This window comes from Serratia odorifera (assembly GCF_041448735.1).
GTDB lineage: Bacteria > Pseudomonadota > Gammaproteobacteria > Enterobacterales > Enterobacteriaceae > Serratia_F > Serratia_F odorifera.
The window spans coordinates 63,536-90,250 of the sequence record NZ_JBGMUT010000008.1; the positions used below are offsets into that span (position 1 = coordinate 63,536).

General features: G+C 55.1%; 23 protein-coding genes. 16 read left to right on the forward strand and 7 right to left on the reverse strand.

Annotated features, from left to right (window positions below; all coding sequences use genetic code 11):
- Positions 1–103 precede the first annotated feature (103 nt).
- Positions 104–553: a universal stress protein UspA gene (gene uspA / locus ACCC84_RS17965; RefSeq protein ID WP_004956411.1), complete on the reverse strand. Its 450-nt coding sequence runs from the start codon at positions 551–553 to the stop codon at positions 104–106.
- A 579-nt stretch (positions 554–1,132) separates the two neighbouring features.
- Between uspA and uspB the strand changes: the two genes are divergently transcribed.
- Positions 1,133–1,468: a universal stress protein UspB gene (uspB, locus tag ACCC84_RS17970; RefSeq protein ID WP_004956410.1), complete on the forward strand. Its 336-nt coding sequence runs from the start codon at positions 1,133–1,135 to the stop codon at positions 1,466–1,468.
- A 49-nt stretch (positions 1,469–1,517) separates the two neighbouring features.
- Here the strand turns inward: uspB and pitA are convergent, their stop codons facing one another.
- Complete coding sequence (gene pitA / locus ACCC84_RS17975) at positions 1,518–3,020, reverse strand: inorganic phosphate transporter PitA (RefSeq protein ID WP_004956409.1); 1,503 nt, start codon at positions 3,018–3,020, stop codon at positions 1,518–1,520.
- 301 nt (positions 3,021–3,321) lie between these two features.
- On the opposite strand from pitA, the gene ACCC84_RS17980 reads away from it, so the two are divergent.
- The 5 genes from ACCC84_RS17980 to fetB all read left to right on the forward strand — a co-directional run bounded on the left by ACCC84_RS17980 (position 3,322) and on the right by fetB (position 7,514).
- A complete protein-coding gene (locus ACCC84_RS17980) occupies positions 3,322–4,524 on the forward strand; it encodes a BaiN/RdsA family NAD(P)/FAD-dependent oxidoreductase (RefSeq protein ID WP_198773695.1) in 1,203 nt (400 codons plus the stop codon).
- A gap of 93 nt (positions 4,525–4,617) precedes the next feature.
- Positions 4,618–5,061, forward strand: coding sequence for a VOC family protein (locus ACCC84_RS17985; protein WP_198773696.1), 444 nt, complete (start codon positions 4,618–4,620; stop codon positions 5,059–5,061).
- 387 nt (positions 5,062–5,448) lie between these two features.
- Positions 5,449–5,661, forward strand: a complete 213-nt coding sequence (cspE, locus tag ACCC84_RS17990) for a transcription antiterminator/RNA stability regulator CspE (protein WP_039991380.1) — start codon at positions 5,449–5,451, stop codon at positions 5,659–5,661.
- 418 nt (positions 5,662–6,079) lie between these two features.
- Complete coding sequence (gene fetA / locus ACCC84_RS17995; RefSeq protein WP_004956403.1) at positions 6,080–6,754, forward strand: iron efflux ABC transporter ATP-binding subunit FetA; 675 nt, start codon at positions 6,080–6,082, stop codon at positions 6,752–6,754.
- Positions 6,741–7,514, forward strand: coding sequence for an iron efflux ABC transporter permease subunit FetB (fetB, locus tag ACCC84_RS18000; protein WP_004956402.1), 774 nt, complete (start codon positions 6,741–6,743; stop codon positions 7,512–7,514). The genes fetA and fetB overlap by 14 nt, the downstream gene beginning before the upstream one ends.
- A 505-nt stretch (positions 7,515–8,019) precedes the next feature.
- On the opposite strand, the gene ACCC84_RS18005 is transcribed toward fetB, so the two are convergent.
- Together ACCC84_RS18005 and ACCC84_RS18010 are read right to left on the reverse strand one after the other, a co-directional pair.
- Positions 8,020–8,859, reverse strand: a complete 840-nt coding sequence (locus ACCC84_RS18005; protein WP_039991379.1) for a TIM barrel protein — start codon at positions 8,857–8,859, stop codon at positions 8,020–8,022.
- 42 nt (positions 8,860–8,901) lie between these two features.
- Positions 8,902–10,344, reverse strand: a complete 1,443-nt coding sequence (locus ACCC84_RS18010; protein WP_039991378.1) for a sugar porter family MFS transporter — start codon at positions 10,342–10,344, stop codon at positions 8,902–8,904.
- A 501-nt stretch (positions 10,345–10,845) separates the two neighbouring features.
- On the opposite strand from ACCC84_RS18010, the gene ACCC84_RS18015 reads away from it, so the two are divergent.
- Together ACCC84_RS18015 and iolB are read left to right on the forward strand one after the other, a co-directional pair.
- On the forward strand, positions 10,846–12,351 hold the full coding sequence (locus ACCC84_RS18015) for a CoA-acylating methylmalonate-semialdehyde dehydrogenase (RefSeq protein ID WP_004956399.1): 1,506 nt from the start codon (positions 10,846–10,848) through the stop codon (positions 12,349–12,351).
- Positions 12,352–12,540: 189 nt separating this feature from the next.
- Positions 12,541–13,359 carry a 5-deoxy-glucuronate isomerase gene (iolB, locus tag ACCC84_RS18020; protein WP_371902145.1) on the forward strand — a complete coding sequence of 273 codons (819 nt, stop codon included), beginning with the start codon at positions 12,541–12,543 and terminating at the stop codon, positions 13,357–13,359.
- Positions 13,360–13,411: 52 nt separating this feature from the next.
- On the opposite strand, the gene ACCC84_RS18025 is transcribed toward iolB, so the two are convergent.
- Both ACCC84_RS18025 and ACCC84_RS18030 read right to left on the reverse strand, forming a co-directional pair.
- The gene (locus tag ACCC84_RS18025) at positions 13,412–14,248 is read right to left on the reverse strand and encodes a MurR/RpiR family transcriptional regulator (protein ID WP_004956397.1); all 837 of its coding nucleotides are present in this window, start codon (positions 14,246–14,248) and stop codon (positions 13,412–13,414) included.
- 211 nt (positions 14,249–14,459) lie between these two features.
- Complete coding sequence (locus ACCC84_RS18030) at positions 14,460–16,400, reverse strand: bifunctional 5-dehydro-2-deoxygluconokinase/5-dehydro-2-deoxyphosphogluconate aldolase (protein ID WP_039991376.1); 1,941 nt, start codon at positions 16,398–16,400, stop codon at positions 14,460–14,462.
- Positions 16,401–16,816: 416 nt separating this feature from the next.
- On the opposite strand from ACCC84_RS18030, the gene iolD reads away from it, so the two are divergent.
- The 4 genes from iolD to iolE all read left to right on the forward strand — a co-directional run bounded on the left by iolD (position 16,817) and on the right by iolE (position 21,817).
- Positions 16,817–18,751, forward strand: a complete 1,935-nt coding sequence (gene iolD / locus ACCC84_RS18035) for a 3D-(3,5/4)-trihydroxycyclohexane-1,2-dione acylhydrolase (decyclizing) (protein ID WP_039991375.1) — start codon at positions 16,817–16,819, stop codon at positions 18,749–18,751.
- A 174-nt stretch (positions 18,752–18,925) separates the two neighbouring features.
- Positions 18,926–19,939, forward strand: a complete 1,014-nt coding sequence (gene iolG / locus ACCC84_RS18040; RefSeq protein WP_004956391.1) for a bifunctional inositol 2-dehydrogenase/D-chiro-inositol 1-dehydrogenase — start codon at positions 18,926–18,928, stop codon at positions 19,937–19,939.
- Between the two features lie 36 nt (positions 19,940–19,975).
- Positions 19,976–20,860 carry a sugar phosphate isomerase/epimerase family protein gene (locus ACCC84_RS18045; protein WP_004956390.1) on the forward strand — a complete coding sequence of 295 codons (885 nt, stop codon included), beginning with the start codon at positions 19,976–19,978 and terminating at the stop codon, positions 20,858–20,860.
- A 60-nt stretch (positions 20,861–20,920) separates the two neighbouring features.
- Complete coding sequence (gene iolE, locus ACCC84_RS18050; RefSeq protein ID WP_039991373.1) at positions 20,921–21,817, forward strand: myo-inosose-2 dehydratase; 897 nt, start codon at positions 20,921–20,923, stop codon at positions 21,815–21,817.
- A gap of 65 nt (positions 21,818–21,882) precedes the next feature.
- On the opposite strand, the gene ACCC84_RS18055 is transcribed toward iolE, so the two are convergent.
- Positions 21,883–22,380, reverse strand: coding sequence for a GNAT family N-acetyltransferase (locus tag ACCC84_RS18055; protein ID WP_004956388.1), 498 nt, complete (start codon positions 22,378–22,380; stop codon positions 21,883–21,885).
- A 385-nt stretch (positions 22,381–22,765) separates the two neighbouring features.
- Here ACCC84_RS18055 and ACCC84_RS18060 point away from each other — a divergent pair, with 385 nt between their 5' ends.
- The 4 genes from ACCC84_RS18060 to gntU all read left to right on the forward strand — a co-directional run bounded on the left by ACCC84_RS18060 (position 22,766) and on the right by gntU (position 26,652).
- Positions 22,766–23,461 (forward strand): pirin family protein, encoded by a 696-nt coding sequence (locus ACCC84_RS18060; RefSeq protein ID WP_004956387.1) that lies wholly within the window; start codon positions 22,766–22,768, stop codon positions 23,459–23,461.
- 138 nt (positions 23,462–23,599) lie between these two features.
- A complete protein-coding gene (gene gntR, locus ACCC84_RS18065; RefSeq protein ID WP_004956386.1) occupies positions 23,600–24,595 on the forward strand; it encodes a gluconate operon transcriptional repressor GntR in 996 nt (331 codons plus the stop codon).
- A 186-nt stretch (positions 24,596–24,781) separates the two neighbouring features.
- Positions 24,782–25,312: a gluconokinase gene (gntK, locus tag ACCC84_RS18070; protein ID WP_004956385.1), complete on the forward strand. Its 531-nt coding sequence runs from the start codon at positions 24,782–24,784 to the stop codon at positions 25,310–25,312.
- Positions 25,313–25,314: 2 nt separating this feature from the next.
- Positions 25,315–26,652 carry a gluconate transporter gene (gene gntU, locus ACCC84_RS18075; protein ID WP_004956384.1) on the forward strand — a complete coding sequence of 446 codons (1,338 nt, stop codon included), beginning with the start codon at positions 25,315–25,317 and terminating at the stop codon, positions 26,650–26,652.
- Positions 26,653–26,715: the final 63 nt, after the last annotated feature.

Here is a 26,715-nt window from a genome sequence, read left to right on the forward strand (position 1 = left end):
TATCACTGCGGGGTGCGTGTTAAACACGCTATTCTGCACGGTACGGGCAAAAAAAACGCCCGCAGGCGCGGGCGTAGGCATTCGATGTTAGGAAGCGCTTACTTTAAGCTTCTTCTTCCTCATCGTCTTCGTCGCGCAGCGGTACAATCAGCATATCGATGTGCACGGTGTTGATCAGCTGGCGTGCGGAAGACATCAGCTTGCTCCAGAAATCCTGATGGTGGCCGCACAGCACCAGATCCATATCGTATTTCTTGATGGCATCCACCAATACCTGTGCCAAATCACCGCTGCCGCTCAGGGTTTCGGTAATTGGGTAGCCGGCGTTTTGCGACAGTTCGGTCAGCGCATGGTGGGTTTCTTCGGAAATGCGTTTTTGCATGTCGCCCAGGTTAACGTCGATCAGGCCGGTATACAGATCCGAATAATTCACATCAACGTGGATCAAGGAGACTTTGGCATTGTACGGTCGCGCCATTGATACTGCTTTTTCCACCAGGACTTTGCTTTCCGGCGACAGGTCCACCGCAATCAGAATGTGTTTGTAAGCCATGAGAATACTCCTTCCATTTAATGCCGATTAAAGGGTTAGCAGGCATCAGCGTACCAGCCTGGCACATTTGTTTACCTGCATAATATCATTCAGATAATGCGGTGATATGTTGGGCCGATCACACCGCAACGTATCAATAAGTTTTGCCATGTTTACCCTTTCAGTTTTACACCCGAAGCGTAAAAAATCCTATTCTTTATGCGGTTAATTTGTATTTGACCGTTTGAAATATAAGCATTGTTGCTGTGAGTATAGTTGAAAAGCGGGGTAATGCCGTGTCGCGCGGCGGCACAGGCCTGTGGCCGATTTACGCACTGGGGTAAATTTTCTCGCTTACCGGGGCCAGTTTGCGTTTGATTATTCTACAATGATGATAAGGCCTCACCCTTTTTCCTTGAGCCGGACGGCGTTCAATATGCATTTGCGTATCGATGCCCCGTCGCCAGTAGTTACGGGTATCGCGGCCTGTGTGGGGTTGTAAAGCGGACAGGAGCAGCAGGCTCCGGCTGAGTATTGGATGCGAAGTAGGGCAGTTGGCCCGGTGGGTTGCCGTGGATCACAACGCCTTGAGGAGGAATCATGATCAGTACCGTCGCGCTATTTTGGGCTTTGTGTGTGGTATGTGTGGTAAACATGGTGCGGTATTACTCTTCTTTGCGTGCACTGCTGGTGGTGTTGCGCGGTTGCGATCCTTTGCTGTACCAATACGTTGACGGTGGCGGGTTCTTTACTGCCCACGGCCAGCCCAGCAAGCAGCTACGGCTGGTGCGCTATATCTATGCTCAGCGCTATACCGATCACCACGATCCAGAGTTCATTCGCCGTTGCGAGCGGGTTCGAGGCCAGTTCATGCTGACTTCTGCGCTGTGTGGGCTGGTGGTCATCAGCCTGGTGGCGATGGCTATCTGGTACTGACGGCATAAAAAAGGCGGCCACCAGGGCCGCCTTCTCGTCACTTGCCGATTTAAATCAGCTTCAACGCCAACCAGTACAGCGAGCCCGACAGGACAATCGCCACCGGCAGGGTTAATACCCAGGCCAGCAGGATATTCTTCACGGTTTTACTCTGTACGCCACCGCCATCGACGATCATCGTCCCGGCAACCGCCGAGGACAGCACGTGCGTGGTGGAGACCGGCATACCGGTGTAGCTGGCAACGCCAATCGACAGCGCTGCAGTCATCTGAGCAGAAACGCCCTGGGCATAGGTCATGCCTTTCTTGCCAATTTTCTCACCGATGGTGGTGGCAACGCGCTTCCAGCCAACCATGGTACCGAGAGACAGCGCCAGCGCTACCGCAACGATAATCCAGATCGGCGCATACTCGACGGTTTGCAGCAGATCCTGACGCAGGTTACTCAGGAAGCGTTTATCTTCGGCAGGCGTTTCTGGCAGCTTGGCGACGCGATCGGCCGTATCGGTGACGCACATCAGCAAGCGACGCAGATGGCTGCGTTGTTCGACCGATAGCTGGTCATAGCTTTGCAGACCGTTCAGTAACCCGGAAGCCAACTGGATAGCCGGCATGGCGCGCGAGCTGTCACAATGGAACTGTGGCGGCTCATTGGCGGAAACGGACTCTTCCGGCGTTGGCACCAGCGGTGTCATGGCGACCACGTGCGACAGTGAATCGCTGTGCTGCAAATAATATTGCTGCAGGTGGTTTACGGCATCACGCGTACGGGTGATGTCATAACCGGTTGCATTCATATTGAGCACAAAGCCGGCCGGGGCGACGCCGATCAGTACCAGCATAATCAGGCCGATGCCTTTCTGACCGTCGTTGGCGCCGTGCGAGAAACTGACGCCGACGGCGGACAGGATCAACGCGATGCGCGTCCAGAACGGCGGCTTGCGTTTACCGTCGACCTTTTCACGCTCCGCTGGCGTCATGTGAATACGCTGGCGTTTTTTGGTGCCGCTCCAGTAGCGACGCAGCACAAAGACCATCAGCCCGGCCACCATCATCCCGACCAGCGGGGAGAAGATCAATGACAGGAAAATGCTGATCATTTTCGGCACATTGAGCGCATCCACCACCGAGGTGTTGGTCATCAGGGCGTTGGTCAGGCCGACACCGATAATGGCGCCAATCAACGTGTGGGAACTGGAGGCCGGCAGACCAAAATACCAGGTGCCGAGGTTCCAGATAATCGCCGCCAGCAGCATGGAAAAGACCATGGCTAAACCATGTGCGGAACTGACGTTCAGCAGCAGATCGGTTGGCAGCAGGTGGACAATGGCGTAGGCAACACTCAAACCACCGAGTATCACGCCAAGGAAGTTAAATACGCCTGCCATCACGACCGCAAGTTGCGAGCGCATGGCGCGGGTATAGATTACAGTAGCAACCGCATTGGCCGTATCGTGGAAGCCGTTGATGGCTTCATAAATCAGTACGAACAGCAATGCGAGTATCAACATCAGGCCGGTATTGAAATCCAGGCCAGCGAACAAATGCAGCATAAGCGTTACGCCAGGTTTGTGGACATGAACGCCGCGCATTATCTGCGACAACCGGTGTTGGGGAAAAGGAAAATATGACGTTTTTTTGATTTCCTGATGACAGCACGCCGATATTGATGGTGTAAACTAAATAAATATCAGCGTGTTACACCAATTTACCGATGATCACATTTCCTTACTATGGTGCCGGCAGCCACAAGCCTTTACAATCGCCCGTCGCAAATAAGCGGAGACCGGCGGCGAAATCGCGTAAAATGGCGCGCTTTTGCGGTGATTGTGATTTTATCCAAGTGAGGCGAAGGTGGAACAGTTTGATGTCGTAGTAATCGGTGCCGGTGCGGCGGGCATGTTTTGTGCTGCGCAGGCAGGGCAACTCGGCTGCCGGGTGCTGCTGCTCGATAACGGCAAAAAACCGGGCCGCAAGATCCTGATGTCGGGGGGAGGCCGCTGCAACTTCACCAATATGTACGCCGAACCGGCAGCGTACCTGTCCAATAACCCGCATTTTTGCAAATCCGCGCTGGCGCGTTATACCCAGTGGGACTTTATCGACCTGATCAACCGCTATGGCATCGCCTATCATGAGAAAACTCTTGGCCAGCTGTTCTGCGACGATTCGGCGCAGCAGGTAGTGGAGATGCTGGTACAGGAATGTGCGCTGGGCCAGGTGACTACCCGATTGCGCAGCGAGGTGCTGAGCGTCGAAAAAACCGACGGCGGCTTCGAACTGACGCTGAATGGTGAGGTTGTAAGCACTCGCTCACTTGTGGTGGCCAGCGGTGGACTGTCGATGCCGGGGCTTGGCGCCTCGCCGTTTGGTTACAAGCTGGCGCAACAGTTTGGTTTGCAGGTGTTGCCGACCCGCGCCGCATTGGTGCCATTCACCCTGCATAAACCGTTGCTGGAGCATTCACAGACGCTGTCCGGGGTTTCGGTGCCGGCCACCGTCACCGCCGAAAACGGCACCCTGTTCCGCGAAGCAATTCTGTTTACCCACCGCGGGTTGTCCGGTCCGGCGGTGCTGCAAATTTCCAGCTACTGGCAACCTGGTGAGTTTGTGAGTATTAACTTACTTCCTGAGCTAGATCTGGCGGGATTTCTTGACCAACAGCGTCAGGCTCACCCCAATCAGAGCCTGAAGAATACGCTGGCGTTGCATCTGCCGAAACGGTTGGTCGAATGCCTGCAGACGCTGGGTCAATTACCGGAAGCCACGCTGAAGCAGCTTACCCCTGTGCAGCAGGCGGCGCTGGTGGACAGCCTGCAAAATTGGCGCGTGCAGCCAAATGGCACCGAAGGCTATCGCACCGCAGAAGTGACGCTGGGCGGCGTAGACACTCGCGAGCTGTCTTCCAAAACCATGGAGGCCAGTCGTGTGCCCGGCCTTTATTTTATTGGCGAAGTGGTGGACGTCACTGGCTGGCTGGGCGGCTATAATTTCCAATGGGCCTGGAGTTCTGCCTGGGCCTGTGCACAGGCCTTGGCGGCGGCGCCGCGCGGCTGACAGGCGGTTGGCGCGCTGAGTAAACCCTATTGCGGGCGTTGTGTGCTTAAGGCGTTCGCTTAAGCGATGAAACCCGGTTAACAGGAGTAAACGATGGCAGCAGAATTAAGCGGTATCAATGTCCTGTTTGTCGCGGGGTTTGGCCCGATAACCCGAGATACGCCAACCAGCAAGACATTCTATCTCGAAACGTTGGGACTGCCGCTGAAGTCTATGGATGGCAATAGCGATTATTTGCTGACAGAGGCCGACGTGCTCGGCGGCGTTAAGCATTTTGCACTGTGGCCGCTATCCCAGGCGGCATACTCCTGTTTTGGCAGTGCGCAATGGCCTGATGATGTTCCGGTGCCTCAAGGCTGGATCGAATTTGAAGTTGAGGATATTGCTGCGGCAACCCGTATCCTGCGCGATCGCGGTTATCAGTTGCTGGTCCCGCAGCGTGAAGAGCCCTGGGGTCAGACGGTGACGCGTTTGCTGAGCCCGGAGGGGTTGCTGACCGCGGTGACCATCACGCCATGGTTACGTTCTGGTTCGTAATGAGCGTCGGCGCTCTCGCCTTGAAGCGGCTAATCATCCCGGTAATACCGCTTCTAGCGGGTGCCGAGTGAGTGGCCGGTAATGGAAGTGTGGCGTTACTGGCTATAGGACGATTTTGCCGGCAGCCAAGCTGCTAATAACCCTGGTTTATTTAAAATAATTATAAAAAAGGTTTGCTAATAACTCATGGCTATGTGTAAATAGCGTCACCGGTTTGTGGTACAGACCTTATGAAAGCAGTTTTAGTAAAGCAGTTCTCAGTATTAGCGATATCCTTCCAGATACTTCTTTTCCCGTGAATTCTCTTATTTAGTGCCCCCATAAGTTAACGCCGAAAACAAGCCCCTATCGCCTTATGGCGGCCAATAAATAATGAAGGAAATTTCTATGTCTAATAAAATGACTGGTTTAGTAAAATGGTTTGACGCTGGTAAAGGTTTTGGTTTCATTTCTCCTGCGGACGGCAGCAAAGATGTATTCGTGCATTTCTCTGCTATCCAGAGCAACGATTTCAAAACGCTGGATGAAGGCCAAAAGGTCGAATTCACCATCGAAAATGGTCAGAAAGGCCCATCTGCAGGCAACGTGGTTGTTCTGTAAGATATAAAGTCGGGTCTGAGTTCTTGCAATAGCGAAGATGGCGTCAGCCGGAGCAGTCAAGATACCGTCACCCGCTTTGTTAATCCCGGTTTTACGCCGGGATTAATCTCTCCCCGTCTGACCCTCTGCTTTATCTTTCGGCGCCAGCCCGAATGTCGATGACCAACAGCAAAGCGTATTGCCCCATTTTCTTTCGCCGTACTTTTTTCTGTTGTGCCATGGTCGTGCTTAGGCCGCGTAACGTTGGAGTGTTCGATGAACGCTTACGCCACAATTATGACGGCCGGGAAAGTAACCGGCAACAATCTGACCCTGGCTTAATCGCCGGGGTTTTTTTGTCTCTGCCGCCGGCTATTTGCCAGTCACATTTATTCGGTCATATACTGGCGGCCAGTTTCCAGCCATAACCGGAGTTGTAATGCGTGGCGGTAATTTGCTGAGAGTAAATGAGATCAATTATCAAATAGATGAGGCGATTATTCTGGACTCGGTATCGTTCAGCCTGAATGTCGGGGAATTTAAATTGATCACCGGGCCTTCAGGCTGCGGCAAAAGCACATTATTGAAAATTGTTTCTTCGTTGATCGGCCCTACGCGCGGCGAGATCGTTTTTGATGGTAAAAATATTAACGACATACAGCCGGAAGAGTACCGCAAACAGGTTTCGTACTGTTTCCAAACACCATCGCTATTCGGCAGTACGGTATATGACAATCTGGCACTGCCCTATCAAATTCGCCAGCAAAAACCCGATGAGCAAAAAATGAAGCAGGATTTGGCGCGTCTGATGCTGCCGGAGAACCTGTTGTCGAAAAGCATCAATGAACTGTCCGGCGGCGAAAAGCAGCGTGTTTCGCTGATTCGCAATTTGCAGTTCACACCCAAGGTGCTGCTATTGGACGAAATTACCAGCGCGCTGGATGAAAGTAACAAGCGCAACGTCAACGAGATGATACATCAACTGGTGGCTGGGCAGGGCGTGGCCGTGCTGTGGGTAACGCACGATAGAGACGAAATTGCCCATGCAGATGATGTCATTGAACTGCAGGCGCATCACGCACCGCAATCGGAGTCATTACATGAGTCAGCATAACATCACCAATGAATCCCTGGGCCTGTCGATGATATTGGTGCTGGTGGCGATTCTCATCAGTCATAAAGAAAAACTGGCACTGGAAAAAGACATCATCTGGAGTATTTGCCGGGCGGTGGTGCAGTTGATTATCGTCGGTTACGTACTGAAGTATATTTTCGATATCAATAACGCCATGCTGACGGTGCTAATGGTGCTGTTTATCTGCTTTAACGCGGCGTATAACGCCAAAAAACGCAGTAAATATATCGAGCACGCGTTTGTGATCTCGTTTATTGCCATCACCACCGGGGCGGTGCTCACGCTGCTGGTGCTGGTATTGACTGGCTCGATTGAATTTACCCCCATGCAGGTGATTCCGATCTCCGGCATGATTGCCGGCAACGCGATGGTCGCTGTGGGGTTGTGTTACAACAATCTTGGTCAGCGGTTTAAAGGTGAACAGCAGAAGATTCAGGAAATGCTGAGCCTGGGCGCATCACCGAAATTCGCCTCGGCGCAGCTTATCCGCGACAGTATTCGTGCCTCGTTGATCCCGACGGTCGACTCGGCGAAAACGGTGGGTCTGGTAAGTCTGCCAGGCATGATGTCCGGCCTGATTTTTGCTGGTATCGATCCGGTCAAAGCCATCAAATATCAAATCATGGTGACGTTTATGATGTTGTCGACGGCCAGTTTGTCGACCATCCTTGCCTGCTACCTGGCGTACCGCAAGTTTTATAACCCGCGGCACCAACTGATAGTCAGCAACCTGAAATAACCGCCAAACGGCCTCGCTAGAGACCGTTTTCAGACGGCTGACAACGTCGGATATTAGGGAGAGCGTGCCGTTGGGGTCGTAGCGGCGTGAGCCGCCGAAGGGCCCCGAGGTGCGTTAGGCCCGGGTATCTCGTTCCAGCAGACAACTCTGTCACCACCGCCAAACGGCCTCGCTAGAAACCGTTTTCAGACGGCTGACAACGTCGGATATTAGGGAGAGCGTGCCGTTGGGGTCGTAGCGGCGTGAGCCGCCGAAGGGCCCCGAGGTGCGTTAGGCCCGGGTATCTCGTTCCAGCAGACAACTCTGTCACCACCGCCAAACGGCCCCGCTAGAGACCGTTTTCAGACGGCTGACAACGTCGGATATTAGGGAAAGCGTGCCGTTGGGGTCGTAGCGGCGTGAGCCGCCGAAGGGCCCCGAGGTGCGTTAGGCCCGAGTATCTCGTTCCAGCAGACAACTCTGTCACCACCGCCAAACGGCCTCTAGCGAGGCCGTTTTCAGAGGGTTAGGGTTGTTGCAACAGTGCAATGCTTTGGCGAATTTCCCGCTCAATGTCCGCTTCTGTCCAGGAATTCAATTGGGAAGAGAATGGCTCAAACGCGTAAATACCTTGGTAGCCAAGGCGTTCCAGATTCTGCACCTGTTTTTTGCTTTCCAGCCGGTCTTGCGCGCTGAGCATAATGCGCTCCTCATCGCTCAGCGTGCCTTTGTCGCGAGGATCTTCCACGCCGGAAAGATGCACCAGGCCAATTTGCCCAACCTGGATTTGTCCGTCGAATTCGGCCTGATCGACGTCGCTGAGATAATGATGGAAGGTATCCAGCACCATTTTATACGGTGCGCCGGAATCGCGGATGATCGCCTGGGTCAGCAATGATGAACGCAATGAGCTGATACCGAAGCCGAGCGGTTCCACATATCCTTCAATGCCATATTTTTGCAATAACGGTGCCAGCAGCGTTAATGCCGACAGGGTATCGTACTGTTTTTGCGCGTCGTTGCGCTGGTCGGCACTGCTGCAGTGTGGGCACAGCACCAGCGCCTTGCTGTGGATTGCCTTTGCCGTACCCAGCAGTGCTTCAGCGCGATCCAGCAACTGGGTTTTGTCGTCCAGCAGATTAAACATGCCGAGGGCATTGATGGTCACGATGTTGATACCGTACTTGGCCGCCAATGCATTGACCTGCGTATCGCTCAGGTTATCGCATACTTTGCCGCTGGGCATATCGTTACGCAGCTCGACGTTGTGAAGCCCGCATCTGTTCACCAGTTGGAAAAAACGTTCCAAATCGAGGTTGGGGGCGATCTTGCGGTTAATACAGAAACGGTCTAGCGCAATGGTCATGAGCATTACTCCCGAGTACATAAGCTATTGGATTGGTCACGGTTACGGTTTTTCATTAGACAATGGCAGAGGTTTGCCATCGACGATCGGCTGGCGATAACGTTTCGCCATCACCACGCCCTCCATTTTCTCCAGTGAAACCCCTTTGGTTTCCGGGATGAAACGGCAGATAAACCAGTAGCTGAACACGCAGCAGGCGGCGAACACCCACATTGGGAAGGCGCCGTGGAAGGTCGAGAACAGGTACGGATTATCGTTAATCATCGGGAAGGTTTGCGAAACGGCAAAGTTGGCAACCCACATACTGCCGACCGCGATACTCATCCCTTGTGAACGCATGCGGTTCGGGAAAATTTCGGAGATCAGCACCCAGCAGCCGACGCCCCAGGAAAGGGCATAGAACAGCATGAAGAACAGCATGCCAAACAGCGCGAGATAACCGGTGGTTTCGCTATACAGGGCGTAAGAGGTAATCAACAGGCCGGCGATGGTGCCCAGCGTACCGTAGCGCATCAGTGGCAGTCGGCCGATGCGGTCCATCAGCATGGCACCGATCACCGAGCCAACCAGTTGCAGCACGCCGATCCAGATGGTCTGGAACAACGCTTCCTGCGCGCTGCTGGTCACGGTTTTCAGCACCACCGGCGCGTAATACATCATTACGTTGACGCCGGTCACCTGCTGCAGCATGGCGATCATGCAGCCGACAAACAGAATGAAACGCACCCGTTTGTCGTGGTAATCGAGCTTTTGCTTGGCGCTTTTCAAATCTTCTTGCAGCGAGTCCTTGATCTCCTGCAATACGCTGCGCGCATGACTTTCATTGGATACGCGGGTCAGCATTGCCAGTGCCTGATCTTCCCGCCCGACCATCACGTTCCAGCGCGGTGATTCAGGAATGATAAACACCAGCAGGCAAAACAGCAGGCAGGGGATCACTTCCGAGCCGAGCATCCAGCGCCAGCCCATTTCAACCAGCCAGGCTTCCGACGCGTAACTGGCGATTTTGAAGTTAACGTAAAAGATCAGGATCTGGCCGAAGACAATGGCGAATTGCTGCATGCTGAGGGCACGGCCGCGCATGTCTTTTGGGGAGACTTCAGACATGTACATCGGTGACACGGTGGCCGCGATGCCCACCGCCAACCCGCCGATCATGCGATAAATGATAAATTCGGTAAAGCTGGCCGCCAGCGCCGCGCCGACGGCGGAAATGGTGAACAGCACGGCGGCCAGAATCAGTGCTTTTTTACGGCCATAGCGACCGGCCAGCGGCCCGGCGGCAAACGCGCCGAGCACGCAGCCGAGCACCACATTGGAAACGGCCCAGCCGGTTTGCGCCGGACTGAGATCGAAATAGCTTTTCAACGCTTCAATGGCGCCGGAAATCACGGCGGTATCATACCCAAACAGAATACCGCCGAGGGCGGCAATACCGCAGATCCGCAGTACGTATCCTGTATTGTGCTTTCGCTGATGTGACATATAACGCTCCGATTTTAATCCATTTTTCTGCCCGCGGCTGACGCTATGGAGAGAGGGGGCAGCAAGGTGAGCCGTGCCTGTCAACAAGGCGGTGTCTATTCTTGGAATCCTGTCACGGAGAAGAACATTTATTTCATAACTATGGAATAATGAAATATTGATTTTTAGATCCAGTTCAAAAAAATCAACGGAAACGGCACTAATGACCGGATTTTCCTGCGATGCAGGATGCAGAGTAGTGGCAGGATTTGGAGGGTTTATGCTGAATAAAAGTGATTAATCATCGTTACATCCCGTGGTTTTCAAGGGCATCGGCAGCAATCGTGCGATGTAATGCGCTCGGTAGGCTGTGGCAGAAAAGTGCGATCGCCCGCACTAAAAACAAATTTTCTAAAATAATTTATTTGAAACTTTTTTTTCAATGAAATAGAGTTTGCATCATCCGGTCAGGATTCTGCCTAGACTTCCTGGCGTCAGCGGCACTTGAAATGAGGGTGAAACATGAAAACCGTGGGTAATTTTATTGGCGGGCAGGTTTGCCTGAGTAGCAGCAACCAGACCGTTGAAGTGCATAATCCGGCAACGGGCCAGGTTGAGCGTCTTGTCACGCAGAGCACCGCAGCCGAAGTGAAGCAGGCGATTGACGTTGCCCATCAGGCGTTTGCCGATTGGTCACGCACCACGCCGCTGCGCCGCGCACGGGTTATGTTCAACTTCAAGGCGTTGCTGGAACAGCATCGTGAAGAGCTGGCGGCGCTGATCGTCAGCGAACACGGCAAGGTTTATTCTGACGCGCTGGGCGAACTGACGCGCGGCATGGAAGTGGTGGAGTTTGCCTGCGGTATTCCGCATCTGATTAAAGGCGAGTATTCCGCCGACGTCGGCACCGGCGTCGACAGTTTTTCTCTGATGCAGCCTCTGGGTGTGGTTGCGGGTATTACCCCGTTCAACTTCCCGGCGATGGTGCCGATGTGGATGTTCCCGATTGCCATCGCCTGCGGCAATACCTTTGTACTGAAGCCACCAGCATTGGTGCCTTCCGCCTCCGTGCGCCTGGCTGAACTGCTGAAAGAAGCCGGCCTGCCGGACGGCGTGTTCAACGTGGTGCACTGCGCCAATGAAAATGCCGCGCAGTTGTGCACCGATCCACGTATTCAGGCGGTCAGCTTCGTGGGTTCCTCTACCGTGGCGGAACATATCTACACCACCGCCAGCGCGCACGGCAAGCGGGTGCAGGCGTTCGGCGCCGCCAAGAATCAGGCAATCATCATGCCGGACGCCGATCTGGATGCGACGGTTAATGCCTTGATGGGCGGAGCCTTCGGTTCGGCCGGCGAACGTTGCATGGCATTGCCGATCGCCGTCGTGGTCGGTGACGATACCGCCGATAAGCTGATCGCCAAACTGAAGCCGCTGATTGCCCAGTTGCGCGTCGGGCCTGGCCTGCAGCACGGTGGCGAAGAAAACGAAATGGGCCCGCTGGTGTCCTCGGCGCACCAGAAAAAAGTGCTGGGCTACATCAGCCTGGGCGTGGAAGAAGGTGCTACGCTGGTAACCGACGGTCGCAACTATCAGGTGGAAGGGCATCCGCAAGGCTATTATGTTGGCGGCACCCTGTTTGACCATGTGACGCCAAGCATGCGCATATACCGTGAAGAGATCTTCGGGCCGGTATTGGGCATTGTCCGCGTCGCCGATTACCAGACGGCAATCGACACGGTCAATGGCCACGAGTTTGGCAACGGCAGCGCCATCTTTACCAGCAATGGTCACTATGCACGCCAGTTTGTGCATGAAGTGCAGGCCGGTATGGTGGGGGTCAACGTACCGGTGCCGGTACCGATGGCTTTCCACAGCTTTGGCGGCTGGAAGCGTTCGGTGTTTGGTGCGCTGAATGTGCACGGCACCGACGGCGTGCGTTTCTATACGCGGATGAAAACCACCACCGCGCGTTGGCCTTCCGGTCAGCAAACGGTATCTGAATACAGCATGCCGACGCTCGGCTGATTTGCGTCGGGCAGTCGCCAGTGGCCGTTACTCCAGTGGGGTCGCGGCCGCTGTTACATTCATCACCCAGCGCATGCAAACGGCGTCAAGGCAGTGGTCGCATAAGCCTGTGCAACGTCGGGCAACGGCAGCCGCCAGACAGGCAATGGCCGGCAAGCTGAATGACGCTGGGGCTTATCGGAGGATTGCATGTCTTCATTACTCGCTAAATATCAGCAACCGAACGCCGAAGGCCGAGTCCAGCATGTCACGCCGGAAAACGCCGGTTGGCGCTTCGTCGGCTTTGATGTTTACCGCCTTGAGGCCGGGCAAACGCTGCAACTGGAAAGCGCGGACAAGGAGTTGTGCCTGGTGTTGGTGGCCGGCATCGCTTCAGTGGCAACGCAGCGCGCGGAGTACCCGCATATCGGTAAACGCATGAGCCCGTTCGAACGCACGCCGCCGTATGCCGTCTATGTGCCACATCATGATCGCGTACAGGTGCGGGCGGAAAGCGATCTCGAACTGGCGGTGTGTAGCGCGCCGGGGCACGGGCATCTGCCTTCGCGCTTGATCACGCCGGCGGAGGTGGGGGTGGAACGCCGTGGCAAAGGTCGCAACCAGCGGCTGGTGCACAACATTTTGCCGGATAGCGAACCGGCGGATAGCCTGCTGGTAGTGGAAGTCTATACCGATGAGGGCAATACCAGCTCTTATCCCAGTCACAAGCATGACCAGGAGGATTCGGCCGACGAAACCTATCTGGAAGAAACCTATTATCATCGCATCCAGCCGGAACAGGGTTTTTGCCTGCAACGGGTCTACACCGACGATCGATCGTTGGACGAATGTATACCGGTGTACAACCGTGACGTGGTGAAAGTGCCGCGCGGTTATCACCCGGTGGCGACCATGGCCGGCTACGACAACTATTACCTCAACGTGATGGCCGGGCCGGTGCGCCTGTGGAAGTTCACCTGGGAGCAGGATCACGCCTGGATCAACAGCGACGATTATCCCAAGGCATAGGATCGTGCCGATCGAGGACAAAAGGGCGAATCTGCTATTCGCCCTTTTGCTTTTAGACCTCTTTGGCGTTGTTCAAGGCCAGCGAAACGGCCAGGGTTTGCGCCAGACACATTGACGCCACCTGCGAACGGAAGCCGTCCACCTGCGCTTCACGCACCACAAAGCATACGTCGCTGAAGGCGGCCAGTGGGCTCACCTGACTGTCGGTGATGGCAATCTGCTGCGCGCCCTGCTTGGCGCCCAACTCCACCAGTTCCAGCGCCTCCTTGGCATACGGCGAATAGCTGATGGCGATCACCACATCTTTCGGCTTCACCATGCTCAGCTGTTCGGTGAACATACCGCCCAGGCCATCGATCAAAAATGCGCGGCGCTCCAGATGGCGTAGCGCATAGGTCAGGTATGAGGCGACGCTGAATGAACGTCGCAGGCCAATCACATAGATATTTTCGGCGTTGTTGAGCAACTCGACCGCTTTGTCCAACTGCTCTGCGCTAATCTGCATCGCCAACTGCTGCAACGCCTGCGCGTTCACCATGGTGAATACGTTGAGGATTTCGGCCGGTTTTTCCGGTGCGACGTTATCGTCGGTCGAGGTTTGGCGGAACAGGCGGGCCCGTTCGGTATAGTTGACGGTTTCTTCCATCAGATGCTGACGGAAAACCTGTTTCATTTCGTTAAAGCCGCTGAAGCCGAACGCATTGGCAAAGCGGATCAGGGTCGACGGCGGCACGCTGGCCTGTGCGGCGATGGAAGCGACGGTATCGAAAGCAATGCTGTTACTGTTATCCAGAATATAACGCGCGACCTGCTTCAAACGTTTGCTGAGCGTCTCATAGCGGTGACGAATTTCGTCTTGTAACAGCGAAAGTTGAGTTGGGTTATTCATCCATTCGGCTCGCAGTATTGGCTGAGGCGCAGCGGTTCTGACGCCTGAATTGTTGACTCGTCATTCTAACAGACGGAGCGGAAATTTCATTTCCTCAAAAAGCGATTTATTTCATCGCAAGTTGCGTTAGTTCACAGAAAATGGGCAAAAAAATCCCCTTAAAGTCGCGAAAATCACTTTAAGGGGAAGTTTCTGCGTTACCGAGCAGCGATCAACGGCTGCCGTGAGCGCTGTCTGGCTGCGGACGATATAAACGCCAGAAACCGATCAGCGTGAGATATTTCTGTTTCACCTGCGCGATCAAAGCAGAATCATCTAGTTCACCCTGCAACCAACGGCGTGACGGCTGGCCAAAGATGGTGCGCCCGACGGCGAAGCCTTTGACCCAACGGGCATCGGCAGCGGCGGCAAAGCCGGCTTTGAGCGTTTCTTCTGGTGAATCCAGCCCCAGGATCACCGCACCGCGACAGTAGGGATCGTTGGCCTCAATCAACGCGCCGACCTTCTGCCAGTTTTCCGCGCTGAGCGGCGGCAGTTTCCACCAGTCCGGCTGAATGCCCATCTGATAGAAGTGAGCAATAATGTCGAGATAATACCGTTCGTCCTTATCCGCATTGTCTTCCGGCAGAATCACCTCCAACAGCAACTCGTGGCCCGACTTACAGCAGCCGCGGTAGACGTCGTCGATCAGCTCATCCTGCTGCCGACGCAGCGCCTCGGCATCGTGAGGATGATAGAACACCAGACATTTAACGACGTGCTCCTGTGGCCAATCAATCAGCTGCGAGCCGATATTGCCGTGTTCCAAACGTAGCGGTCGTGAACTCGGTTGCTCGATCGGGCGACCTATCCACCAGCCCTGACCGGTAATTTCATTCAAGGCCGCCTGGCCGTAGGTGGTGTCCGCCAGAATGCCGCTGTTGCCGTCCAGTCCGGCTTCTGCTGCCGCCTGCCTGGCGGCGGTCAGCAGCAGGGACTTCAATTGCGGAATGCGTTCTTCACCAACGCCGGCCTCGCGCGCCATATCTGCCAGCTGCTTGCGATGGTCGAAGGCAAATACGCACAGCTCCGACCATTGCCGTTTACGGGTGGTGACGCGGTGCAGATGGTTAAGCCGTGCGTCCCGATCCGGCCGTTTCACCTGCTGTTCGCGTGCCAGATAATCATCCAGCTCTTGCCGGGTCGGCATCGCCGGCGCGCAGCCGTGGCGGGAAACCACCAGCGCACCGCAGGCGTTGGCATAACGGCAGGCCTGATCCCAGCCTTCGTCATTTAAATAGCCGCGCAGCAGGCCGGACATAAAGGCATCGCCGGCGCCCAACACGTTAAGCACTTCCACCCGCACGCCAGAATGCAGCTTCACCTGCTGCCAATCGGCGGGGATGGCACCTTCAAACACCGAGCAGCCCTGCGCACCGCGTTTGCACACCAGCGTCGCCTGGCTGACCTTGCGTACGTTGGCCAGTGCGGTCAGGGTATCGGTACTGCCGCCGGCGATGTGGAATTCCTCTTCGGTACCGACGATCAGATCAAAATGATGCAGTACCTCCTGCAGTTCACGGGTGACCTGCGCCGACTCGACGAAACGTGTTTCACCGTCGCCGAGCGACGTCAGCCCCCACAGCACCGGGCGATAATCGATATCCAGCGCGGTGCGCAGCCCATGCTTATGCGCATATTCCAACGCCGTCAACACTGCGGCACGGGTATTCGGGTGCGACAGATGGGTGCCGGTAATCGCCAGCGCGCGCGATGAGGCGATGTAGGATTCATCGATATCCTCAGGGGTCAGCGCCATATCGGCACAGTTGTCACGGTAGAAAATCAGCGGGAAGGTTTCCTGATCCTTAATCCCCAGGATCACCAGGCCGGTCAGCCGGTGTTTGTCGGTGATCAGGCTGCGGGTATCTGCGCCCACACGCTGCAACTCCTCACGCAGGAAGCGCCCCATATGCTCGTCACCCACACGCGCCAGCATGCCGGATTTCAGGCCCTGGATCGCCGTGCCGTAAGCGACGTTGCCTGACGATCCGCCCAGATATTTTGCGAATGAGCTGGCATCTTCGAGGCGAGCGCCGATTTGTTGTGCATAGAAATCGACGGCGATGCGGCCGAGGCAGATGACATCAAGCTGTTTTTGTTGTGAAGCCATACCCGTTTCCTTCTGTTTAAGCAAAACCCGACTGCCACCCGGCAAGCGGAGATACGCAGGAAGCATGATTGGCAGTATGAGGAATAAAAATTTCAAATTCAAGACAGAATGAAATTAACACCCCAAAAATGTGATGCATTTAAAATCACCGCGTCACCGGTAGGGGCAACGGCAGGGGGAGCGACGGCAGAGACACCGCCCGGTGATAATACCGCTACAGGCGCGGGCTACGCCCTGGTTTGACCCGGCGTGATGAAACGGTGTTTTCATGAGAATGCGATCTTTATCGCAAAATGAAATGTTTCTTCTGGAATGTGATTTTATGGAAAATATATTTGTTTATAATCGCTTCACGTTTCAGGTTGTCGACAGTATTAACCGGCGGGTTAAAGACGCGCCGCCAACAAGGGGGAAACATGAGTAAGATCAGATTGACCATGGCGCAGGCGCTTGTCAGATTCCTCGACAACCAGTATTTGCTGGTGGACGGTGTCGAAACCAAGTTCGTCAAGGGCATATTCGCCATTTTCGGCCACGGCAACGTGCTGGGGCTGGGGCAGGCGCTGGAGCAGGATTGCGGCAGCCTGATTGTTCATCAGGGGCGTAATGAACAGGGGATGGCCCACGCCGCTACCGGCTTCGCCAAGCAGAAACTGCGTCAGCAAATCTATGCCTGCACCTCCTCCGTCGGGCCCGGTGCCGCCAATATGATCACCGCTGCAGCCACCGCCACCGCCAACCGTATTCCCTTATTGCTGTTGCCGGGCGACGTTTACGCCTCACGCCAGCCGGATCCGGTGCTGCAACAGATAGAACAATCCTACGATCTCAGTATCAGCACTAACGACGCCTTCCGCGCGGTGAGCAAATACTGGGATCGCATCGTGCGGCCAGAGCAGCTGATGAGCGCCTGTATCAGCGCGATGCGCGTGCTGACCGATCCGGCGGAAACCGGTGCGGTGACGCTGTGTCTGCCTCAGGACGTACAGGGCGAGGCCTACGACTACCCGGATTATTTCTTCCAGAAACGCGTTCATCGGCTGGAGCGTCGCCCCGCGACGCCGGGTATGCTGGCGGACGCGCTGGCGATGCTGACGGGCAAGCGCAAACCGCTGCTGATCTGCGGTGGCGGAGTTAAATATTCTCAGGCTGGGCAGGCACTGCAACAGTTTGCCGAACGTTTCCATATCCCGTTTGCTGAAACGCAGGCCGGCAAGGGCGCGGTAGTGTCCAGCCATCCGTTCAACGTCGGCGGCATTGGTGAAACCGGCTGTCTGGCCGCCAATACCCTGGCCAAAGATGCCGATCTGGTGATTGGCGTCGGCACACGCTATACCGATTTCACCACCTCTTCCAAATGGCTGTTCCAGAATCCCGATGTAGCGTTCCTGAATATCAACGTCAGCGCATTTGATGCCGGCAAGCTGGACGGCATACAGCTGCTGGCGGATGCCCGCGATGCATTGACCGCGCTCGCCGAACAGGCGGCGCACGCCGACTATCGTGCCGGTTGGGGCGACGCCGTGACCCAGGCGCTGGCGCAGCAGCAAAAAGAGACCGAACGGGTGTATTCCGTCGCCTATACCGGCGCCGATTTTGTGCCGGAAATTGCCGACCACCTGGACCGCGAGCGAGTGTTTGCCGAGTTTATCGAACAGACCGGTTCGGCACTGACCCAAAGCCGCGTGCTGGGCGTGCTGAACCACAACCTGCCGCAAGACAGCATTATTGTCGCGGCGGCGGGCAGCCTGCCGGGGGATTTGCAACGTGTCTGGCGCAACCGCCATGAACACGGCTATCACGTGGAATACGGCTATTCCTGCATGGGCTACGAAGTCAACGCTGCCCTTGGCGTCAAGCTGGCGGAGCCACAGCGTGAGGTCTACGCCATGGTCGGCGACGGCGCGTTCATGATGCTGCATTCAGAGCTGGTCACGTCGATTCAGGAAGGCTGCAAAATCAACGTGGTGCTGTTCGACAACATGACCAACGGCTGTATCAACAACCTGCAGATGGAACACGGTATGGACAGCTATACCACCGAGTTCCGCTTCCGTCAGGGTGACCGGCTGGACGGTGGCCTGGTGCCAGTGAACTTCGCCATGCTGGCGGCGGCGTACGGCTGCAAAACCTACAGCATTACTACCGAACAACAACTGATTGAGGCGTTGGATGATGCCCGTCAGCAGACGGTTTCCACCCTGCTGGACATAAAAGTGCTGCCAAAAACCATGGTGCATAAATATCTCAGCTGGTGGCGCGTTGGCGGTGCACAGGTGGCGAACAGCGACAGGATCGTCGAGGTAGCGCGCAAACTGCAGGAAAACATTGACCAGGCCCGTGATTATTAAGCGTCACCGGCTTTTATCTCAGCCCTACACTTTCTGCCCAACCTAATTCGGGGGCTTTGAGCGGCAAATCGGTAATCCCCTGAGCGCATGGCTCGCCGTGCAACCAGGATCAGCGAAGGCCAGCAGCCCAACAGGCAACCCGAAACATGAAGGGCAAATCTAGAGGATAGCGAAATGACATTGAACATTGGGGTTATCGGCACCGGCGCTATTGGCCGAGATCATATCCGTCGTTGCAGCAAGGTATTGCAAGGTGCGCGGGTGGTCGCGGTCAATGATATCAATCGCGACAATGCCGCCAAGGTGGTCAGCGACCTGCAGCTGGAGGCAAAAGTCTATGATAACGGCCACGATCTGATTAACGCGGCCGACGTACAGGCGGTGCTGGTCACCTCCTGGGGGCCGAGCCACGAGGAGTTCGTGCTGTCTGCGATCGCTGCCGGCAAACCGGTATTCTGCGAGAAACCGCTGGCGGTCACCGCCCAGGGGTGTAAAAACATCGTCGAGGCCGAAGCAAAGCACGGCAAGCGCCTGGTGCAGGTCGGCTTTATGCGCCCTTACGATCAGGGCTATCGCGCCCTGAAACAGGTGCTGACCAGTGGCCAGATTGGCGAACCGCTGATGCTGCATTGCGCGCACCGCAACCCGACGGTCGGCGAAGCCTATACCACCGACATGGCAATTACCGACACCTTGATTCATGAAATCGACGTGCTGCGCTGGCTGCTGGACGACGATTACGTTTCGGTGCAGGTGGTGTTCCCACGCAAGACCTCCAAGGCGTTCGCCCACCTGAAGGATCCGCAAATCGTGCTGTTTGAAACCGCCAAGGGCACGCGCATTGACGTTGAAATCTTCGTTAACTGCCAGTACGGCTATGACATCCAGTGCGAAGTAGTGGGTGAAACCGGTATTGCCAAATTGCCGGAACCGTCGTCAATCCAGCTGCGCAGTAGCGCAAAATTGTCGAACGAGATCCTGATGGACTGGAAAGAGCGCTTTATCGATGCCTATGACGTCGAACTGCAAGGTTTTATCAACGACGTACTTGCGGGTCAGCTACAGGGGCCATCGGCCTGGGATGGCTATGCTGCTGCGGTGACCGCCGACGCCTGTGTGGCCGCCCAACTTAGCGGCGAGATCGTGCCGGTGACGCTGCCGACGCGCCCGTCGTTCTACGGCCATTAATCAACCACTCCAAACCCGATTGAATGAGGAGCAACCATGAAAATCGCCTTTGATGTGGATGTGATCAAGGATTTGGGGATCACACGGATGGTGCAGCAGGTGGCCGACTGGGGCTACAAGTATATCGAGCAGTCGCCGCACCCGCAGATCAACCCTTTCTACAAGCATCCGAAAGCCGCACGCGAAGTCATGGCGGAATATAAAAACGCGCTGAAGGCCACCGGCGTGGAGATCTCTTCATTTATCGTGGTGTATCGCTGGTCGGGGCCAGGGGAGGATCGCCGGCAGGCGGCGGTGAAGAACTGGCGGCGCATGATTGAGATCGCCGTTGAAATGGGGGTGCAGGTGATTAATACCGAACTGGCTGGCAACCCCAATGAACCGGAGATCTGCGAAGAGCTGTGGTACAAGTCGATGGAAGAGCTGTTGCCGATCGTCGAACGTGAAGGCATTCGCATGGAGATCCAGTCTCATCCGTGGGACTTTTGCGAATTGAGTAATGAAACCGCCGATATGGTGAAGTCGCTGCGCAGCGATCACGTTAAATATCTGTATAGCGTGCCGCATTCGTTCTATTACGACAAAGGGCAGGGCGACGTGGCGAACATGCTCAAATACGCCGGCGACGATCTTTCCCATGTGCTGATCGCCGACACCATGAACCATACCCGCCATTGCCGTTACATCGTCAATCCACCCGGCGTGGATGCCGCGGTGCATCAGCACGTTGGTATTGGCGAAGGCGAAGTCGATTTTGATGCGCTGTTCCAGACGTTGCGCGATATGGAATTTGCCAATCGCAACTTCAAGGTCGGCGGCGAATCGATAATCTGTACCTCACTGTTCGGCTACCCGGAAAAAATGAAAACCCAGGCGGTAGCTACGCGCGAACGTATCGAAAAAGAGCTGTTGGGCAAATAACCTTGTCGGTAACGCCGGCAGGGAATGCGCCGGTGCACCGAAATGCGACAGAGGCTTAAGATGAACAAAGATAATGTAAAGCTGGCGATTGCGCCGATCGGTTGGACCAACGACGACATGCCAGAATTGGGCAAGGAAAATACCTTCCAGCAGTGCGTCAGTGAAATGGCGCTGGCAGGGTTTACCGGCTGTGAAGTTGGCAGCAAGTATCCACGCGATCCAAAAGTATTGAAACCGATGCTGGATATTCGCGGCATTCAAATCTGCAATGCCTGGTTCAGCACCTTCTTTGCCGATGGCCAGAAAGAAAAAACCATCGACGAATTTGTCAATCATATGAATTTCCTGCACGCCATGGGGGCCAGGGTGATTGGCTGTTCAGAGCAGAGCAAGAGCATTCAGGGCACCAGCAAGCCGGTGCTGGAAGAAAAACCGCATTTCAGCGATGAAGAGTGGCAGCGCGTAGCCGACGGCTATAACCAACTGGCGCAAATCGCTGCCGAAAAGGGCATGCAGGTGTGTCTGCATCACCATATGGGTACCGGCATCCAAACCACTGAAGAAATCGATCGCTACATGAGCATGGTGAACGACGATGTTTACCTGTTGTTTGATACCGGCCATGCCTATTATTCCGAGGGCAGTCAGCAGGCGATGATGGCAATACTGGAAAAATACTTGCCGCGTATCAATCATGTCCATTTGAAAGACGTACGTGACGACGTGGTAGCGCAGGTCAAGGCGCAGCGCCTGAGTTTTCTGGACGGGGTGAAGAAAGGCACCTTCACCGTACCCGGCGACGGCGTGATTGACTTCCGCCCGGTGTTCAAACTGCTGGACGAGCGTGGCTATAAAGGCTGGATGGTGGTTGAAGCCGAACAGGATCCGGCGCTCGCCAACCCGTTTGAATATGCGGTAAAAGCCCGACGCTATATCAAGGAAACGGCGGGGATCTAAGCGGCGACGGCGGCACTGTATCTCGGATAAACCAAGGGCTATCGGCGATAGCCCTTTTGCTTTATTTAAACACCATGAAAACGCGCCATATGATAGGCATCCACCAGCTTGCCGTCGCGCATGGCGAAGTGCCGGCTGGTGCCTTCAATGTCAAAACCAAACTTGCGGTAGAGCGCAATGGCCCCCTGGTTATCGGTGAACACCGTCAGCTCGATGCGCTGTATCGCCGCCCAGTTATCACAGATGTCGATCATGGCGTGCATCAGCGCACTGCCGACGCCCTGGCCATGATAAGCCGGGTCTACGCCAAGGCCAAAAGTTGCAACGTGTCGACGGCGCACGCGTTGATTGAGTTCCAGCGTCAATTGCCCGACGATTTTGTCCCCCATGCAGGCCACCAGATTACTGTTCCCCGCGGGCCTGTCGGCCAGACGCTGTTGCCACAGGGCTTCGGAAGGCAAGGGGAGTTGTAGCGTGTCGCGGTACACCGCCGGATGAGCATAGAGCTGCTGTAGTGCTGCGGCATCGGTTATCTCGACGTGGCGGATGGTAATGTCTCCCATGCTTGCTCTCCTTTGGCTTAGCGTTTGAATAACCTCTAAAATTATCGGTTTATTGTGTCGAGTCAATAATATTTCGCCTTGGTCAAAAAAACGCTTTACAGATGCGAATGATAATGATTATTATTGCTATGCGTTCTCGGGAGGGTAGCAACCCTTGCCACTCTCGCTAGAAGGCACGACATTGCTCACATTGCTTCCAGTGTTACTTAGCCAGCTCGGGTGCTGGCTTTTTTTTTGCCCAAAATCATCCACCTTTACGCACCACAAATCTTCTGCGGCTCCTCTGCCAATTCCATCGAATTTTTTGAACAGAGGGGTGAGTTTTTTACGCTTTCTTATTTCCCATGCAGGGCTAGACTGTAAAAAACGTTGAGGAGAGTTGAATATGATTTATGTACGTAAAGCAGAAGACCGCGGTCATGCCAATCATGGTTGGTTGGACAGCTGGCACACCTTCTCATTTGCCAATTACTACGATCCCGACTTTATGGGGTTCTCCGCACTGCGGGTGATCAATGAAGACGTGATCGATGCGGGGCAGGGTTTTGGTACCCATCCGCATAAAGATATGGAAATTCTGACCTACGTGCTCAGCGGTACCGTCGAGCATCAGGACAGCATGGGCAATAAAGAACAGATTCATGCCGGTGAGTTCCAGATCATGAGTGCCGGTACCGGTGTGCGACACTCCGAATACAACGGCAATAGCGATCGGCCACTGCACCTGTATCAGATCTGGATTATTCCAGATACCAACGGTCTGCCGCCGCGTTACGAGCAGCGCATGTTCGATGCGCCACAGGGTCGCCAACTGGTGTTGTCGCCCGATGCCCGTGAAGGCTCGCTGAAAGTGTTCCAGGACATGACGCTGTCGCGTTGGGCGCTGGAAAAAGATCGGCAGTCAGCCTATCAGGTGGAGGCCGAGCGCCGCATCTGGATCCAGGTGGTGCGCGGTACGGTGACCATCAATGGGCAGAAGGCCGGGACCAGCGATGCGTTCGCGATATGGGACGAAGCCGAGTTGTCGATTCATGCCGATGAAGACAGTGAAATCCTGCTGTTTGATCTGCCGCCGGTCTGATTGACGCGGTAACCGCCATTAAGGCTCAACCTGCGGGTTGAGCCTTTTTTGTGACCGACGCTCGTTAACCAGCAATATCAGCACGGCTTTTTTTTTGCTAAAATGAGCACCCATTCATGGTTAGCCAGTTCATTGATAATGAAGAAAAAACGGCCGGTACTTCAAGATGTGGCAAATAAGGTAGGCGTCACCAAGATGACGGTGAGCCGCTATTTGCGCAATCCCGATCAGGTTTCCGCCGCTTTGCAGCAAAAAATTGCGGTGGCGCTGGATGAACTGGGATATATCCCCAACCGGGCGCCGGACATTCTCTCCAACGCCACCAGCCGGGCGATCGGCGTGCTGTTGCCATCGTTGACCAACCAGGTCTTTGCCGAAGTGCTGCGCGGTATCGAAAGCGTTACCGATGCGCATAATTATCAAACCATGCTGGCGCACTATGGCTATTTGCCGGAGCGCGAAGAAGAACGCCTGACTTCGCTGCTTTCCTTCAATATTGACGGTTTGATCCTGTCCGAACGTAACCATACGCCACGTACGTTAAAAATGATTGAAGTGGCCGGTATCCCCGTCGTGGAGTTGATGGATTGCGTCACACCCTGTCTGGATCTGGCTGTCGGTTTTGATAATTTTGAAGCCGCGCGCCAAATGACTCAACAAATCATTGCTCATGGCCATCGGCACGTGGTGTATCTTGGCGCACGCCTTGATGAACGAACCCTGATTAAACAACAGGGTTATGAGCAGGCGATGCTGGATGCAGGGTTACAGCCGCATTGTATCATGACCGATCGGGCTTCTTCGTATTCTTCTGGCGGTGAGCTGCTACGTTTGGCGCAGAAAGAATATCCTCAGGTAGACAGCATATTTTGTACCAACGATGACCTGGCGGTGGGCGCGATGCTTGAATGCCAGCGTCAGGGGCTGTCGATTCCACAGGACATGGCGATTGCCGGATTCCACGGCCATGATATCGGTCAGGTGATGGTGCCAAAACTTGCCAGCGTGTTGACATTGCGTGAGCGTATGGGGCAAGTGGCCGCACAAAGCCTACTGGCGAAACTGCGTGGCGAAGCGGTTAATCCGCGTATGATTGACACCGGTTTTACCCTCCTGCTTGGCGGCAGTCTGTAGCGTCGCCATCGCGCGCTTAAGCATATTCCTAGTTTTTCAGCCCAGCATGGATTTTTGATGGCCTTCACAGATATGTAAAATCATCATAGGTGTTTGTTGCTTAATACTTCATCTACAAAGACAATGTTACCGATAACTTGTTACCAGTAACATTTTGGCTGGCGACCCCAACAGGGCAGTAATATTATGAGTAATACACAACACCACGTTTTTATCTTAATGGGCGTATCTGGCAGCGGTAAATCAGCGGTAGCTAATGCTGTTGCTCATGAAATCAGCGCTGCGATGCTGGATGGCGATTATCTGCATCCACGCAGCAACATCAACAAGATGGCCGATGGCCATGCGCTCAATGACGACGACCGTGCCCCTTGGCTGACGGCGTTGAATGATGCCATTTTTGCCATGCAGCGGACCAATGATGTTGCTCTGTTGGTATGTTCTGCACTGAAAAAGCGTTATCGCGACCGCCTGCGTGCCGGTAACAGCAATCTGCATTTCATCTACCTGCAAGGTTCCAAAGCGATCATTGAAGAACGTTTGAAACAGCGTAAAGGGCATTTCTTCAAGCCGCAGATGCTGGTTTCCCAGTTTGAAGCACTGGAAGAACCAGGCGCCGATGAAGGCGATGTTCATGCGATCGATATCAACCAGCCTTTAGAAGGCGTGGTTGCTGACACTATTAAACTGATAACCACAGTAACCGCTCAGGAATAATTATGGATACGTTAACGCTGGTTTTCACCGCCGTTGGTTCGGTGTTGCTATTGCTCTTCCTGGTGATGAAGGCGCGCATGCATGCTTTCATCGCCCTGATGCTGGTGTCGATGGGGGCGGGCCTGTTCTCTGGCATGTCGCTGGAAAAAATCACCGACACCATGCAAAAAGGCATGGGCGGCACCTTGGGCTTCCTGGCGATCGTTGTGGCGCTGGGCGCGATGTTCGGCAAAATCCTGCATGAAACTGGCGCGCTGGATCAGATCGCGGTCAAACTGTTGAAGGGTTTCGGTGAGCAGCGTGCGCACTACGCGCTGGGTATTGCCGGTCTGGTCTGTGCCTTGCCGCTGTTCTTCGACGTGGCGATCGTACTGTTGATTGGCGTGGCGTTCGCCGTTGCCCGCCGCACCGGCGGCAATCTGATCAAGCAGGTGATTCCGCTGTTTGCCGGCGTTGCCGCCGCCGCCGCCTTCCTGCTGCCGGGGCCGACGCCGATGCTGCTGGCTTCGCAAATGAATGCCGACTTTGGCTGGATGATCCTGATTGGCCTGGCTGCGGCAATCCCGGGTATGCTGTTGGCCGGCCCGCTGTTCGGTTCGTTCATCAGCAAGCACGTGACGCTGGAACTGCCAAAAGATATCGAAGAACCCAGCATCGACAAGAGCAAGCTGCCGTCGTTTGGCTTCAGCCTGGCGTTGGTGCTGTTCCCGCTGGTACTGGTAGGGATGAAAACCATCGGCGCGCGCTTCACCGTTGAAGGCAGCTCGCTGTATCAATGGCTGCAATTTATCGGCCACCCGTTCACTGCGATTCTGATCGCCTGTCTGGTGGCGATTTACGGCCTGGCGATTCGCCGTGGCATGAGCAAAGACAAGGTGATGGAAGTCTGCTCTGCGGCAATCCAGCCTGCGGGGATCATCCTGTTGGTGACCGGTGCCGGTGGGGTATTCAAGCAGGTGCTGGTCGATTCTGGCGTTGGTCCGGCGCTGGGTAACGCGCTGATTGGCGCCGGCTTGCCGATTGCCATTGCCTGCTTTGTGCTGTCTGCGGCAGTTCGGGTGATTCAGGGTTCAGCCACCGTGGCGTGTCTGACCACCGTCGGCCTGGTGATGCCGGTGATCGGTGAACTGGGGTATTCTGGCGCGCAGATGGCGGCGCTGTCGATTTGCATCGCCGGTGGCTCTATCGTACTGAGCCATGTGAATGACTCCGGCTTCTGGCTGTTTGGCAAGTTTACCGGTGCCACCGAAGCGCAGACGCTGAAAACCTGGTCGGTGATGGAAACCATTCTTGGCACCACCGGTGCCGTTGTCGGCATGATTGCATTCTCGATGATGTAATCTGCTGCGATATTTGCCTGACAGGGCCGGTCAGTGAATGCTGACCGGCCCTATTGTTCGCGC